General features: G+C 59.2%; 16 protein-coding genes and 1 pseudogene. 7 read left to right on the top strand and 10 right to left on the bottom strand.

Annotation, left to right across the window (positions count from 1 at the left end):
• Positions 1-26: 26 nt before the first annotated feature.
• From K3754_RS18140 to K3754_RS18125, 4 genes are all read right to left on the bottom strand, one after another.
• A complete protein-coding gene (locus K3754_RS18140; RefSeq protein WP_259939191.1) occupies positions 27-413 on the bottom strand; it encodes a GFA family protein in 387 nt (128 codons plus the stop codon).
• Positions 414-523: 110 nt separating this feature from the next.
• Positions 524-961: a response regulator gene (locus K3754_RS18135; RefSeq protein ID WP_231024177.1), complete on the bottom strand. Its 438-nt coding sequence runs from the start codon at positions 959-961 to the stop codon at positions 524-526.
• Between the two features lie 67 nt (positions 962-1,028).
• Complete coding sequence (locus tag K3754_RS18130; protein WP_259939189.1) at positions 1,029-2,174, bottom strand: alkane 1-monooxygenase; 1,146 nt, start codon at positions 2,172-2,174, stop codon at positions 1,029-1,031.
• A gap of 78 nt (positions 2,175-2,252) precedes the next feature.
• A complete protein-coding gene (locus K3754_RS18125; RefSeq protein WP_259939186.1) occupies positions 2,253-3,320 on the bottom strand; it encodes an A/G-specific adenine glycosylase in 1,068 nt (355 codons plus the stop codon).
• A gap of 83 nt (positions 3,321-3,403) precedes the next feature.
• Here K3754_RS18125 and K3754_RS18120 point away from each other — a divergent pair, with 83 nt between their 5' ends.
• From K3754_RS18120 to K3754_RS18110, 3 genes are read left to right on the top strand one after another with little or no spacing between them, the layout of a single operon-like run.
• Positions 3,404-3,913, top strand: coding sequence for a DUF721 domain-containing protein (locus tag K3754_RS18120; protein ID WP_259939184.1), 510 nt, complete (start codon positions 3,404-3,406; stop codon positions 3,911-3,913).
• Between the two features lie 21 nt (positions 3,914-3,934).
• Positions 3,935-4,609, top strand: a complete 675-nt coding sequence (locus K3754_RS18115) for a DsbA family protein (protein WP_259939182.1) — start codon at positions 3,935-3,937, stop codon at positions 4,607-4,609.
• A complete protein-coding gene (locus K3754_RS18110) occupies positions 4,609-5,721 on the top strand; it encodes a CaiB/BaiF CoA-transferase family protein (protein ID WP_259939180.1) in 1,113 nt (370 codons plus the stop codon). The genes K3754_RS18115 and K3754_RS18110 overlap by 1 nt, the downstream gene beginning before the upstream one ends.
• Positions 5,722-5,745: 24 nt before the next feature.
• On the opposite strand, the gene lpxK is transcribed toward K3754_RS18110, so the two are convergent.
• The 6 genes from lpxK to K3754_RS18080 all read right to left on the bottom strand — a co-directional run bounded on the left by lpxK (position 5,746) and on the right by K3754_RS18080 (position 12,015).
• Positions 5,746-6,738, bottom strand: coding sequence for a tetraacyldisaccharide 4'-kinase (gene lpxK / locus K3754_RS18105; RefSeq protein ID WP_259939178.1), 993 nt, complete (start codon positions 6,736-6,738; stop codon positions 5,746-5,748).
• Entirely contained in the window at positions 6,735-7,967 is a 1,233-nt protein-coding gene (locus K3754_RS18100; RefSeq protein WP_259939176.1) for a 3-deoxy-D-manno-octulosonic acid transferase, read from the bottom strand. Before K3754_RS18100 ends, lpxK begins: the two co-directional genes overlap by 4 nt.
• A gap of 6 nt (positions 7,968-7,973) precedes the next feature.
• Positions 7,974-8,216 carry a DUF4170 domain-containing protein gene (locus K3754_RS18095; protein WP_025049397.1) on the bottom strand — a complete coding sequence of 81 codons (243 nt, stop codon included), beginning with the start codon at positions 8,214-8,216 and terminating at the stop codon, positions 7,974-7,976.
• A gap of 52 nt (positions 8,217-8,268) precedes the next feature.
• Complete coding sequence (locus tag K3754_RS18090; RefSeq protein ID WP_259939171.1) at positions 8,269-9,045, bottom strand: 3'(2'),5'-bisphosphate nucleotidase CysQ; 777 nt, start codon at positions 9,043-9,045, stop codon at positions 8,269-8,271.
• Positions 9,032-10,378, bottom strand: coding sequence for a TldD/PmbA family protein (locus tag K3754_RS18085; RefSeq protein ID WP_259939166.1), 1,347 nt, complete (start codon positions 10,376-10,378; stop codon positions 9,032-9,034). The genes K3754_RS18090 and K3754_RS18085 overlap by 14 nt, the downstream gene beginning before the upstream one ends.
• Before the next feature lie 107 nt (positions 10,379-10,485).
• Positions 10,486-12,015: a hypothetical protein gene (locus K3754_RS18080; RefSeq protein ID WP_259939164.1), complete on the bottom strand. Its 1,530-nt coding sequence runs from the start codon at positions 12,013-12,015 to the stop codon at positions 10,486-10,488.
• Positions 12,016-12,173: 158 nt separating this feature from the next.
• On the opposite strand from K3754_RS18080, the gene K3754_RS18075 reads away from it, so the two are divergent.
• From K3754_RS18075 to K3754_RS18060, 4 genes and pseudogenes are all read left to right on the top strand, one after another.
• A complete protein-coding gene (locus tag K3754_RS18075; protein WP_259939162.1) occupies positions 12,174-12,923 on the top strand; it encodes an SDR family oxidoreductase in 750 nt (249 codons plus the stop codon).
• Entirely contained in the window at positions 12,920-13,531 is a 612-nt protein-coding gene (locus K3754_RS18070) for an enoyl-CoA hydratase/isomerase family protein (protein WP_259939161.1), read from the top strand. The genes K3754_RS18075 and K3754_RS18070 overlap by 4 nt, the downstream gene beginning before the upstream one ends.
• 202 nt (positions 13,532-13,733) lie before the next feature.
• A pseudogene (locus K3754_RS18065) lies at positions 13,734-14,047 on the top strand (transposase); the annotation flags it as partial.
• A gap of 46 nt (positions 14,048-14,093) precedes the next feature.
• Positions 14,094-14,741 (top strand): NYN domain-containing protein, encoded by a 648-nt coding sequence (locus tag K3754_RS18060; RefSeq protein WP_259939159.1) that lies wholly within the window; start codon positions 14,094-14,096, stop codon positions 14,739-14,741.
• Positions 14,742-14,898 lie beyond the last annotated feature (157 nt).

The raw sequence follows: 14,898 nt of genomic DNA, 5'->3' as shown, positions 1-14,898 counted from the left end.
TTGCCCCGCCTTTTGGCGGGGCTTTTTTATTTGAGCGTGGATTGATCCACGACGGCCACGTCCGGCAGCGGATAATAGTCGCCCTTGTCATCGGGATAAAGTTGACGGTCCATCGACAAACCGCTGGCCCCGTCAATGGACCCGGCCATGACCGAAATGTTTTCACTGGTCTCTTCGGTCCAGAACATCTGGCTGCCGCATGTACCACAAAACCCGCGACGCGCGGTTTCTGACGATTTGAACCAGGTCAGGTGGTCCTGTCCGGTGATGGTGATACTGGATTTGGCCGTTTGGGTGGCGGCAACGTAATGCCCCGAAGATTTCCGGCACTGCGTACAATGGCACCCGACAACCGGACGGGGCGACCCCGATATTTCGTATTCAACGAGACCACAAAGACAACTTCCGCGCATAGACCCCTCCTGCGGTTTTCTTGCAGATTAGGTCTGTTTGGCGGGCCTTGCCGTGCGAATGCGAACCCAATCCGCACTGGCGCGACCCGCAACGCAAAACGCCGGGTGGATCAGTTGGCGGTCTGTTGGGCCCTGATCCTTGATCCCGTGCCGATGGGTGACATCACCGCGTGAATGTAGCGGCCGTCAAATTCTGTTTTCGACAGGACATAGGCCACGCCCGCCGAATGCGCCTTTTCCCACATAAAGGGCGAGGGCCAGTCACTGACCATTATGATGGGGATCTGTGCAAGCATGGGGTCTTCGGCCAGTTCCAAAACGAAATTCGCACCCAGCCCGTCAGGTAGATTGTTGTCGAGTAGGATCAGTGTGATCTGCTGTCGGCTGAGCGCAACGCGTGCAGACCGCAGGGTTGCGGCCACTTCCACCTGCAGATCATGGTGGGACTTTCCGATGATCCGGGTCAGACGTTCCCGGTCAAATTCGCTGTCTTCAATAATCAGGCAGGTGCCTGATGGTTTGGACCTAGATCGCATGTTGGTTTGCATGACACCCCCCGGTGACGGCTGATGTCACAGGGATGGCAGACAAGTCTTAAGAAAGCGTTCGGACAGCTCAGCGGGGCATCGGGGTGCGGCGCTTGTTGTAGTCGTGCCAATCGGTGATTTCAGGATAGTACATCTCGCGCCAATTGCGCACGCGGGGGTTCATGATCCGCTTGAACAAGGGCGGCACCATCGCGGCCATGGTCATCACCGGATAGCCATAGGGCAGTTGCGGTGCCTGATCGGTGCCGTAGGTCTGCAACACTGGAAAGCGGCGGTCAGGCTTGTAGTGGTGATCGGAATGCCGCTGTAGATTGATCAGTAGCCAGTTTGACGCCCGGTGCGCCGCATTCCACGAATGGCGCGGCTGCACATGTTCGTATTTGCCCTCGCCCAGATGTTTGCGCGTCAGCCCATAGTGTTCAATGTAATTGACCAGCTCAAGCTGCCAGATGGCGACGCCCGCCTGAACCACAAACAACAGCAGACCCGTCATGCCGCCAAGGATCAGCGCCAACAGTAAGAACCCGCCTTGCAACGCCCAATAGCGAAAGAACGGATTGCGGCGGTCGGTCCAAGGCAGGTCTTTGCGCGCCAGCATCTGCGCCTCCGCCCGAAAGGCCGAAACAAGCGATTGCCGCAAAACGCGCGGATAAAACCTGTGAAACCCCTCATTGTATCTCGCGGTTACCGGATCACGGGGCGTTGCGACATAGCGGTGATGCACCAAAAGATGTTCGGACCGGAAATGTGAATAGAGCACCATCGCCAGCAGGATATCCGCCCACCAACGTTCCAGATTGTTTTTCTGGTGCATCAGTTCGTGGCTGTAGTTGATCCCGATGGTGCCGGTTACGACCCCAACCCCCATGAACAGAAACACCCGTTCTGCCGTGCCCAGATGCTCGGCCTGCGGCACATAATAGATCAGGCCAAAAACCGTCACGGTCTGCGCGGGCACCCAGATCAGCGTGATCAGGCGATACCAGAACAAATCCTCATCGGCCGCCTCAAGATCGGCATTGTCGAGGTCCAGACCCAGCACCGCATCCAGCAGCGAAAACAAGAACCACGTCACAATCGGCAAAAGTGCAATCGACCAGCCGCCCACCACTGCGCAGATCCAGGTCAGCGGGATCAGGCCAAGGGACAACCAGAACGGAAGGGCGCGGGACAGCCGCGCCAGGTCTTGCGGTGCGATAATGGTGTTTGGCATCGGGGCTCCTGCCGGCTTTGTGGCGTGTTCGAGGTTGATATACCGTAAACGGCGGCCCTCTCAAACACTGACGCCGCGCTATTTGCGCGACAAATCGAACGCCTTGCGCATGACCGTTGGCAGATCGGAAGGCCGGAAATTTGCAGGCGGGACAAAGGTGCCGACGCTGGGTTCGGCATCGGCGGCAACAGCGCCGACTTGAACGCTCAACATCAGGTGGAAATGGGTAAAGGTATGGCGCACTTCGCCGTCAATGGGCCGCCAATCACCCTGCACGGGAGGCACGCCCAATGGTCGATCTTTGTCCACGTCCAGCCATTCCGATCCTGGCCAGCCAAGCATCCCGCCCAGCAACCCCTTGTCCGGACGGGTTTCCAGCAGCCACGCCCCATCGGCCCTTCGTGCGAGATAGACAGTTCCGTGCCGCACAGGTTTGGGCTTTTTCGGGGTTTTCTTTGGCAGTCCCGCCGCCGTGCCCCGTGCTCGTGACAGGCAGGGGTCGCGCCATGGGCAAATGCCGCAGGCGGGCGATTTGGGGCTACAGATCGTTGCGCCAAGGTCCATTACGGCTTGGGCATAATCACCCGGCCGGTTTTGCGGCGTCAGAGTTTCGGCAAGCGCCATCAGCTCAGGTTTGGCGGCAGGCAGCGGTGTGTGAATATCGTAAAGCCGGGCCATCACCCGCTCAACGTTTCCATCCAGAACGGTGCGCGGCGCGTCAAACGCTATCGAGGATACCGCTGCGGCGGTGTAGGGGCCAATCCCCGGAAGTTTCAGCAAGGCATCATGATCTGCCGGAAAGGCGCCATCATGGTCTGCAACCACCACCCTTGCGCATTTCAACAGGTTCCGGGCGCGGGCATAATAGCCAAGTCCGGCCCATTCCCCCATCACTTCGGCATCCTCGGCACCCGCCAGATCCGCCACTTTGGGCCAGCGGGTGACAAAACGGGTGAAATAGTCCCGCACCGCCGCAACAGTGGTCTGCTGCAACATGATCTCGCTCATCCAGACGTGATAGGGATCGGGCAGTTGGCCCGCCTTGCGATCCGCTGGCGCCACCCGCCACGGCATCTGGCGGGCATGTACATCATACCAATCCAGCAAGATGCGCGGCAGATCGCCTGTCTGGTCTGTTTCACGCATTCTTTATGGCTCCGCTGTCGCTCTGGGCTGGTGATACGGGGGCAAACCATTATGTTGAACCCGATCCAAAGGGAAACATAGTCATGCCGCCACGGCGCGCCAGTACAAAAGGGTTCAAACGGACGGACAGCCTGCTGACCGACCAGATCCGCCGTGCCAGCGAGACCCGTGGCTTTGCCCAATCACGCCTGCTGACCCAATGGGCCGAAATTGCGGGCGAAGATATTGCCGCCATCGCCCGTCCGGTAGAGGTTGGCTATGGCCGGGGCGGAATGGGTGCGACATTGACCTTGCTGACAACCGGGGCCAATGCGCCGATGCTGGAAATGCAGAAGGAAAAACTGCGCCAGAAGGTGAACGCGATCTATGGCTACAACGCCATTGCCCGCGTGCGGATCACCCAAACCGCCGCCACCGGCTTTGCCGAAGGCAAGGTGGATTTTTCCCATCAAAAACCCAAGGCACAGCCCCCCGAACCTGACCCCGCGCTGCGGCAAAAAGCGGCGGCGACAGTGGGCCCAGTATCGGACGATGGTCTGCGCGAGGCCCTTGCGCGGCTGGGCGAGAACATATTGAACAAGAACAAACGCTGAAGAGCTGACAAAGGAAACGACATGAACCGCAGAAATATGATCCTTGGCGCCTTGGCCGTTGTGGGAGTGGGCGGCTGGTATCTGACCAGCAATCCGCGCAGTGGGTCCACCCCCGTGAACCCGCTGGCCAATGCCGCAAATGCGCAAACCAGTGGCGATGTGGACACATCCAGCGTGCCGGACATGGTGCTGGGCAACCCGGATGCGGCTGTGACCATCACGGAATATGCCTCCTTCACCTGCCCGCATTGCGCGGCCTTCCACGAAGGTACGTTCAAGAAGCTCAAGTCGGACTATATCGACACCGGCAAGATCAAGTTTGTCTACCGCGAGGTCTATTTTGACCGTCCGGGTATCTGGGCGTCTTTGATCGCCCGTTGCGGCGGCGAGGAAAAGTTCTTTGGCATTGTCGATCTGATCTACAAGAGCCAGTCCACCTGGGCCCGCGCGGGTGATCCCGCCGCGATTGTGGAAGAGCTGCGCAAAATCGGGCGCCTGGCCGGATTGGACAGCGACACCATCGAAGCGTGCCTGCAGGACGGCAAACAGGCCGAGACACTCTACGCATGGTATCAGGAAAATGGCAAAGCCGATGATATCGACAGCACGCCCAGCTTTATCATCAACGGGACCAAGTACAGCAACATGGCCTATGACAAGCTCAAAGACATCATTGAAACAGAGCTGGCCGGCTAATGACCGCACCGCTGCAAGGGCTGAAGGTTGTTGAACTGGCCCGCGTTCTGGCTGGCCCCTGGGCCGGTCAGACGCTGTCTGACCTTGGGTGCGATGTGATCAAGGTCGAAAGCCCCGCTGGCGATGACACCCGCCAATGGGGCCCGCCCTTCGTCACCCGTGATGAGGATGTCAGCGCAGGGTATTTCCATTCGGCCAATCGCGGAAAGGCTTCTGTCACCGCAGATTTTCGCACCGCGGAAGGGCAGGCGAAGGTCAGGGAGTTGCTGCGCGATGCGGACATTCTGATCGAGAATTTCAAGACCGGCGGATTGGCCAAATATGGCCTCGACTATGGCAGCCTGAAGGATGAATTTCCGGGGCTGATCTATTGCTCCATCACCGGCTTTGGCCACACCGGCCCCTATGCGCACCGCGCAGGCTATGATTTTATCATTCAAGGCATGTCCGGACTGATGTCGATCACCGGAGAGCCGGACCGCCAGCCGCAGAAATCCGGGATGGCGATCACCGATATCTTCACGGGGATCTATGCCACGACCGCGATCCTTGCGGCAGTGCATCAGCGCAGTCAGACCGGCAAAGGCCAGCATATCGACATGGCATTGCTTGATTGTGCCGTGGCGATCATGGGCAATCAGGCGATGAACTACATGCTGACCGGCAATGCGCCGGGGCGTATGGGCAACGCCCATCCCAATCTGACCCCCTATGAAGTCTTCGAAAGCAGTGACGGCCACCTGATCATCGCAACGGGCAATGACGGTCAGTTTCAACGTCTTTGCCGGTTGCTGGGGCTTGAGGATATGGCAACCTCGCCTGATTACACCAAGAATGCCGATCGCGTGGCGAACCGGCCAGAGATGATCCGGCGCTTGAATGAAGCCACGTCAAAGCGCAGTCGTGATGATCTGCTGGCCGATTGCGAGGCGCATAATGTTCCGGCCGGGCCGATCAATGATCTGTCCGATGTGATGGCCGATCCGCAAGTGGTGGCACGGGGTATGCAGATAGAACTGGACGGCGTGCCGGGGTTGCGATCCCCGTTTACCTTTTCAGGGGCAGATCTGGCGCTCCACCGTCCGGCGCCGAAACTGGGCGAGGACGACTGATCCGGATACGTCAGATTTTCCGAACTACGCAGGCTTGGGCAGTTGGTCCAACGCTTTGAACAAGGCATTGCCCTCTGGAAGGGACAACCGCACCGGCAATGTGATCACCTTGCTGCGAAAATTCGCGGGCAGGCGCACCGCATCTTTCTCTGTCGTCACCAGCTGTGCGCCTCTGGCCTTTGCATCCGCCTCCAGCCGGGTCATCAGCGCAGGCGTCAAAGGCTGATGATCATCCAGCGCCTCGGCATGCACGATCTGTGCGCCAAGGCCCCGCAGGGTGGCAAAAAACTTCTCCGGATGGCCGATCCCGGCAAAGGCCAGCGCCTTGGTGTCCGTCCAATCCATGCCGGTTTGCAAAGGTGCAAGTGCGGCCTGTACATGCGGCGGTGCGCTGGGCAACGCGGCGGTATCAAACTCTGACTGCGCGGCCGCATCCCCAATCGACAACAGCAGATCAGCCCGCGCCAACCCAACCGCCGCAGGTTCGCGTAGCGGCCCGGCAGGCAGGCACAAGCCGTTGCCAAACCCCTTGGCCGCATCCACCACCACCACGCTCAGATCGTAATGCAGCGCCGGATTTTGAAAGCCGTCATCCAGTACAATAACACTCGCGCCCGCCTTTTGCGCCGCCCGCGCCCCGGCAGCGCGATCCTTGGCCACCCAAACTTCAGCAAAGGCGGACAAGAGCAACGGTTCATCCCCGACATCCACCGCCCTGTGCCGCGCGGGATCAACCTGCACGGGCCCTTCCAACGTGCCACCATACCCGCGCGAAACGATGTGCGGTTCGTGGAACAACCCGCGCAAGTGTTCCACCACGGCCATAACTGTCGGGGTTTTGCCTGTGCCGCCTGCATTGATATTTCCAATACAGATTACCGGAATGTCCAAACGCTCACGCGCGCCCTGTGCCAATCTGCGGGCCGTCGCCATCGCATAAAGGGCACCCAAGGGGCGCAGCAGCTGCGCCCGAAGATCCGGTTTGGGTTTGTGCCAAAAATCCGGTGCTCGGGTCATTTGCCTGCCTCTCTTGTGTCCAGAATATCCTGGATCAGGTCGGTAATCTTGTCCGTCACTGCCGCGCCTTTGCTGATCACATCCCAACCGGCATGGGCCATCGCGGCAGCCTGATCAGGGGCAATCAGCCGGGAAACAGCTGTGCCCAAAGCGTCGGCATCATTCACGATCCGCGCCGCGCCCGCCGCCGCCAGCCGCGTGTAGGATGGCATGAAGTGGCGGACCTTTGGCCCATAAAGCACCGCAGAGCCAAGCGCCGCAGCATCAAATGGATCGCAGCCGCCTTCGCCCGCAATCAGAGACGATCCAAGAAATGAGACAGGGGCAATGCGGAAAAACAGCCCCAAATCCTGGGTGTCATCGGCAATCAATACTTGCGTGGACTCATCGGGAAAACCGTCATTTCCCCAATTGAGCACTGAAAAATCCCGTTCGGCGGCCAGCGCCGCAGCGGGGTCTGCACCTTCCTGTGTGGCGGGGTGCAAGATCAGCAACAGCCGGTGTGACAGCCGCATCGCCTTGCGATGGGCTGACAGAACAACCGGCACTTCCTTTGGCAAGACCTGCGCGGCGAACCACACCGGGCGTCCGCCAATGGCTGCTGACAATTCCGACAAATCGGACTCCACATGGGGCAAGGCCTGCCCGCCGGCGAGCAGCGGATCGGTCAGGTCAATTTGATCGCGCGGCTGGCCCAGTTGCACCAAACGCCGCCGCGCCGGTTCGGTGCGTGCCATCACGGCGACAAATTTCGACAAAAGCTGCCCTGTCAGATCCGGCAACCACCGGTCCCGTCGCCCGTCAAAACCGCGCGTGTCCGCATCGACCAAGATCATCGGGCAATGCCGTTCGGCTGCCTCCAGAATGAGATTTGGCCGCAGCGCCCCCCATGCCCAAACACAGGCATCAGGCCGCCAATGATCCAGAAATGCGGCAACTGCGGCGGGGTGTTCACTGGGTGCAGGCGTTTGGATGATTGTGACATCAGGACGCTGTTGCAGGGGCGGCGGCGCAGCATCGTCATCGGGAAGCGTGATCAGAACATGCAGGCCAATCCGTGCGCCGCACATCCGCAAGGCCAAATCCTGAAGCGCGATCACATTGCCCGGTTCGGCGGCATGCAACCAAAGCAGTTCCCCCTTTGGGCGCGGGGCAAACGGCTCTTTCGTTTGTGCCTCTGCCCGACGGGCCAAGGCCCGATAGGCGGTCAGCCCAAGTGACCGCGCCATCGGTAATTAGCCCAGTTCTTCGGTGGAGGAGGCCGCCGCTTCTTCGTCGCGCAGCCGGTGCAGGTGCGCGATGAAATAGCGCATATGCGCGTTGTCCACCGTACGCTGTGCCTCGTTTTTCCAAGCATCATAAGCGGTGGCGTAGTCGGGGAAAATTCCAACGATGTGGAGGTCATCGACATTCTTAAAGACGTTTTCGCTGGGGTTCACCAGTTCACCGCCAAAAACCAGATGCAGACGCTGTGCCATAATGCTTCCTTTGATGGATGTAGATTGATCTCTGCCTATCAGATGCGGGGCCTCACGCAAGGGCGTCGATCAGAGCAATTTGAGAGGGCGCACCGCCCGCCACCACGCCATTGAGCCGCGGATCAGGGTTGTTGAAGCGCAGCGGCTGGCCGGTTTGGTCAGAGCAGACACCGCCCGCTTCGGCCACGATCAGCGCCCCTGCAGCAATGTCCCATTCCCAACTGCGCCGCAGCGTGAGCATTGCATCAAACCGCCCCTGTGCCACCAGCGCCAGCCGGTAAGCCAGCGATGGGCGGTAGTTGCGGGTAAACTCCGGCGTGGCCCCGCCGCGCCAAAACCCGCTGTGCAACGCGGGTTTGGCGGCCAGAACCGTGGATTTTTCCAGACTGGGTTGTTTGGTGGCGCGTATCGGCTGACCATTGAGATATGCCCCTCCCCCCAGAGATGCGGAGTAGAGCTTGTTTCGCAGTGGCAGGTAGACCACGGCTGCAGTCACCACGCCCTGCTCCGCCACGGCAATGGCATGGGCCCAGGTGCTGGACCCCTCCATGAAACTGCGTGTGCCATCAATGGGATCGACGATGAAAACGCGGTCTTGGGTCAAACGGTCGGTGTTGTCTTCGGTTTCTTCGGACAGCCAGCCATAGTCGGGTCGCGCCTGCCGTAGATTGGTCAGCAACAGATCATTGACCGCCAGATCGGCCTCTGTCACCGGGCCTGCATTGCCGGGCTTGTCCCAGCGCAGCGCAGTTTTCCCGGCAAAGCTGGTGGCGACACGCCCCGCCATGCGGGCCGCATCAATCAATAGGGGCAGATCACGCGCCGGCAAGGGTCATTCCCGGCACCAAAAGCGATGGCACGACACGGCTCAGATGCGTGCGGGCATCATTGGCAGGCCGCATATTGCGCAGCATATCGCGCAGATTGCCCGCAATTGTGCATTCATTGATCGTATGGGTGATCTCTCCGTTCTCGACCCAATGGCCAGCGGCCCCGCGCGAATAATCGCCCGTGTTGGGGTTGATCGTGCTGCCGATCATCGAGGTCACCAAGAGCCCTGTGCCCATCTCGCGGATCAGATCATCGCGGCTTTCTGTGCCTTGGGTCAGCTCGATATTCCAGTTGGAAGGCGACGGCCCCGATGATGTGCCGCGCGCGGCATTTCCGGTTGGAGCGAGGCCCAGCTTGCGGGCCGTGGCCAGATCCAGCGTCCAGCCTTGCAAAACCCCGTTCTCCACAATCATACGCCGCGCTGTTGGCAGGCCTTCACCGTCGAAGGGGCGTGATCCACTGGCGCGGGGACGATGTGGATCTTCGACCAGGGACAGATGGTCGGGCAAAACGGCCTCTCCCATCGCGTCACGCAGGAACGATGCGCCACGTGAAATGGACGAGCCGTTGATCGCGCCAAGCAAATGGCCAATCAAACTAGAGGAAACCCGTTCATCAAACAGCACCGGAAAGGCGCCTGTGGGTGGTTTGCGGGCGTCCAGCCGCGCCACAGCCCGTTCCCCTGCGGTTTTGCCGATATCATCAGGTGCGCGCATGTCGGACTGAAAGATCCGGCCATCACCATCATAGTCGCGTTCCATGGAGGTGCCGCTTCCGGCGATGGCGACACAGGATAACCCGCGATCTGTGCGGCTGTATCCGGCGTCAAATCCATTGCTGGTGGCAAAATGTGTGACATGGGCGGCATAACCGGCGCTGGCGGATTGCACTTGGCTGACACCTTTGACGGCCAGTGCCGCGGCTTCGGCCCTTGCGGCATCATCTTGCAGGGCCTGCGGTGATGGCTCCGCGGAGGGATCGACCAGCTCCAACGCGTCAATGTTCCAATGGGTCGCAAGCTGATCGGCGTCCGCCAGCCCGGAATAGGGATCTTCGGGCGCCTCCCTGGCCATGGCAACGGCCCGTTCGGCCATCTCTTCAATGGTGCGCGACGAGGTGTCAGAGGCGGAGACAATTGCGGACCTCTGCCCGACAAACACCCGCAGTCCGATATCAATACCTTCGGATCGCTCTGCCTGTTCCAGCACTCCTGCTCGCACATCAACTGAAACGGATGTCGCCCGGATCGCCTTGGCATCGGCGCTGTCTGCACCGGCTGATCTTGCTGCCTGCAACAGGGATTTGGTCAGCGCATCAAGAGGCTGGGACATAATTCACTCCGGCTTGGGTCGGAAAGACAGGTAACCCTCCCCATCCGGCAGGACAAGGGGAGGGGCAAAGAGTGGCGGTCAGGGACCAACCGCGTGCTTGGAATAGGTTACTTGATCCGCTGCCCATTGGCGAGGATCTGGCCATCCTCGGTAAAGTCGATCTTGGACTTCAACTGATCAGGACCGCCCGCTGGCACAGTGATCATCCCCATCATCATTCGTGGCATCATCGCTTGATCCGCCGGGATCAGACCCATGGATACCAGCTTGTCGATCAAGCCATTGGCCCCATCAAGAGTAAAGGAAATGCTGCCCACAGGCTTTGGGAAACCGGGTATGGTGGTCTTGTCGGCATTGTCGAGTGCCACCTGACCGTCCGCTTCGAACTTGGCGCCAACGGCGTCCAGCAGCAGTTTATTGATCGTGACCGCTTCCACCTCACCCGGAACATCCGCGCCCATGTTTTCGGCGACCTTGGGATCAAGGTAATCAACCAGAAGCTTGGCCTTGCCGGCCAGATCAATGACCAAAGTGGCCGGATCACGGGGCAGTTGGCCTGCCGGATCAAAGATGCCCCAGATCAGGTCGGACATCTGGAAGTCACCCATGGTGAGGCCAAAGGCGAAATCCTGCGGATCGTCGGATTTGCTGACCGGGATGGCGAGGTTAAAGGCGCTTTGCGCCATACTCAGCTCAATCGGGAAGGGCAGGTCGGCCACGTTCATCGTGACCTGCAAATTGGTCTGCCCGCCGCCGTAGCTGACCCCATCCGCGCCCAGATCAACGCTCAACCGGCTGCCCTGTGACGAGGTGTTCAGGGACATATCGCCGTTCACCGGATCGGTCACCTGCATCGCGGTCGCGCTGGATCCGGCGTTGAACGCGCCGGTGATCTCAAAGCCTGCCTTGATCATTGCAGATGTGTCAGAGGCCTTTTCCAGCAACAGCGGGATTGCCCCTTCCGCAGACATCTCAAGATTCTGCAGATTGCCATTCAGGCTGACTTGGTTGCCTTCTTGGGGGTTGTCGACAAACAGATCATAGGTAATCCCGGCCACGCTGCCGGATTGTTGATAATCCCTCAAATCACCAATTGTCATGCTGGTGTTGCTGACCAGACCGGTGCCGGTGACATCAAAGCGCGCGGTTTCCGGCCCGATCACATCACCGTCTGCTTCCAACTGCTGAAGCTTGAGGCCGAAGGTGTCGGCGGAATAGGCATAGTTCATTTTTTCCGGGGTGCCGCTGACGATCATGGAATGGCCGGTCTGGATGTAATCCATCGACAGTTTGAACGCCGAGGAGGAGCTGCCATCGGTCCCGGTCATGACCATTGGCAGGGTCTCGGGCATAACCACCGCAACCGACCCGTCACCTTGCCCAACGAAAACAATCGTGCCCATCGACATGGTCATCGACCCGGCCTGATCGGGCATCTCAAAACCCAGTTGAATGTCACTGACAGTCAGGTTGTTGCCGCTCGCGCTTTGCTGGCCCTGAACGCTGTACCCCATCCCTTCCATGTATTGTTGCCAATCACCCCAAACCTGCGCCGGTGTGAGATCGGCCAACGCGGCCTGGGACAGGAAAACCAATGGAACGGCGAAGCAAAGCGAAGAGGTCGAAAAGCGGGACATAGACAAATCCTTTGTGGCAAATTTCGCGTCAAGGTCGTGCAAACCCCCGGCAGGGTCAAGCCGCGGCAGGGGCAGGGGGCTGGACCCTCGGTTAGGGGAAGACTACCACATGGGGCAATCAGGTTGCAAAACCCAGACACCACACAAAGGAACACGTTATGGACATGACCGGAAAAACCGTAATGATCACCGGCGCCAGCCGCGGCATTGGCGAAGCGGCTGCGCGGGTCTTTGCCGATGCGGGCGCAAATGTCGCGCTTTTGGCCCGTTCGCAGGAAGCGATTGCACAAATAGCAGGCGAAATTGGCAAACAGGCCATCGCGATTCCCTGCAACGTGGCGCGGTTCGGCGAGATGTCATCGGCGGTGGAAACCACGGTTCAGGCCTTCGGCAGCCTGGACGTCCTGATCAATAACGCGGGCGCGATTGAACCGATCTCCCGCTTGGCTGAGGCGGATCCAGACGGCTGGGGCATGAACATCGACGTCAATCTCAAGGGTGTGTTCAACGGCATCCGCGCGGCGCTTCCGGTGATGAAAGACGCTGGCGGCGGTTCGGTGCTGACCATTTCATCCGGCGCGGCGCACAGTGCCATCGAAGGCTGGAGCCATTATTGCTCTGGCAAGGCGGCGGTGAACATGTTGAACCGCTGTCTGCATCTCGAAGAAGCCGAAGCCGGCATCCGTGCCATTGGCCTGTCGCCGGGCACAGTGGCGACGCAGATGCAGCGCGAGATCAAGCAAAGCGGCATCAACCCGGTCAGCAAACTGAATTGGGAGGATCACATCCCCGCCGAATGGCCCGCCCGCACCCTGCTGTGGATGTGCAGTGCCGAGGCGGATCGTTTCAAAGGCGACGAAATATCCCTGCGCGATGAGGGCGTGCGCAAGGCGGTTGGTCTGATATGATCCAAACGGACCGAAACGGCGATGTCCTGATCGTCACGATCAACCGCCCTGACAAGGCCAATTCACTGACCCACGCGATGCTGTCCGAACTGGCCGATGTGATGGAGGCCGCCCAAGATGCGAGGGCGGTGATCCTGACCGGGCGGGGCAAGGTATTCAGCGCAGGCGCTGATCTGGATGAGGCCCGCTCAGGATTGGCCAAATCCGATGTCTGGGAACGCCTGTCCGGGGCCATCGCGGGCCTGCCCGGTCTGACCATCGCGGCCCTCAACGGCACCTTGGCGGGCGGCGCGATGGGCATGGCGCTGGCTTGCGACTTACGGATCGCGGTGCCGGGGGCCAAATTCTTTTATCCGGTGATGAAACTTGGCTTTCTGCCGCAACCCTCTGATCCGGCCCGTATGGCAGCCTTGATCGGCCCTTCCCGGACCAAGCTGATCTTGATGGGCGGTCAAAAGATTGAGGCCCAAGAGGCGCTGACCTTTGGTCTGATTGACCGCATCGTCGCGCCAGAGGATCTGTTGCAGCACGCAAATGACCTGACAGCCGACACCGTCGCGGCGGCCCCTGCCATCGCGCGGGGCATCAAGGAGATGTGCGGCAGCTAGATCAGTGGCACAACCGGCACATCACAGGCGGCCAATGCGGCCAGGGCCGCAAGGATCATCACAAAACGCATGTTGCTTCCTTTCAGTTGCTACGGTCCAACCAAGCCCGCGCCGGGCCGCCAGAGATCAGCCCGGTGGGTCCGCAAAGCCTATGCCACAGCTGCGGTTAAGGCCGCGTGAAAGTCGCCAGTTGGGCCGGTGCGCTCACCGCGTGAACGACTCCGAGATTTAGAGCGACCACGGCAAGCACACCAACATGGTCGAGAGTTTCCTAAGCCGCCTGCGCAAAATGATCAAAGGTCAACACCATCATGTATCGCCGCAGTACCCTATGAGCATGCGAACAACGCTGCATGGTTGGAAGACAACCGCCGCACGGACAACGGGACGTTGGCGCGGATTGTGGTCAACAACGCGATTGAAGCTCCTGTGTCGCGCAACTGGAAAGGGTATTGGCAGCGGGCGGCAAAAACACTACAAGTTGTGGCTAGGCAAAAGAAAACCCCCAGACCGTGACCTGAGGGCTGTCGCCTAAGCGACGTGGTATTTGGGATATGCACATTTGAGTAGTAAAAGTCAAGAGTCAAATTCACGCCGTGCGGTGTTATATGTGGATGGATTCAACCTCTACCACCCGCTTTGTGAACTAAATGACAATACGCTTAAGTGGCTAAATCTTTGGGCACTGGGTCAGCGTATTTGCCAAGATAGGCAGCATAATTTGGTGGGAGTAAAGTACTGTACCGCCTTTCAAAAGCGTGATTCAGATCAGCTATCCCGGCACAAAATTTACATTAATGCGCTAGAGGCTGTGAATGTTGAAACAGTCTATGGCCACTACATTCATGCGGACAGCAAGCCGTGCGGGGCATGCGGCATGGTGACAACGCATTTGAACGAGAAGCAAACAGACATAAATCTTGCTCTGAGTTTGTTTAGCGATGCTATGCAAGATGCATTTGACTATGCATATTTGCTCAGCGCAGACAGCGACCAAGCCGCCACCGGGAAGTTCTTGCGGGACTTTTTCCCAAAAAAGAAACTGATTACGGTATCGCCTCCCAACAAGCCAATTTCGGACAACGTTGCGAATTATGCCGTGGGCAAGCGGCGACTGAATAGGGATGACATTGAGAAGTGCCGATTTCCTAACTACGTTCAAGCTGGTAGTCTAAAACCAATTCGATGCCCTAAGGAATATTGGAAGTAGCGCACCGCATCCGCCCCTCATGCTTCACAAGCCCGCACCTCTTGAAATTCCACAAGCAGGTGTAGGCACGCTTGTAATCCCGCTGGTGTGTAATGTGCTGCTTGCGGGTCGATTGTTTTGACCTTGGAGAAGCCTGAGCCAGTATATGCACCCGCTC

The organism is Sulfitobacter sp. M368 (genome assembly GCF_025141875.1).
Classification (GTDB): Bacteria; Pseudomonadota; Alphaproteobacteria; order Rhodobacterales; family Rhodobacteraceae; genus Sulfitobacter; species Sulfitobacter mediterraneus_A.
The sequence above is the reverse complement of the archived record's forward strand: the minus strand, read 5'-3'. Positions and strand labels throughout refer to the sequence as shown.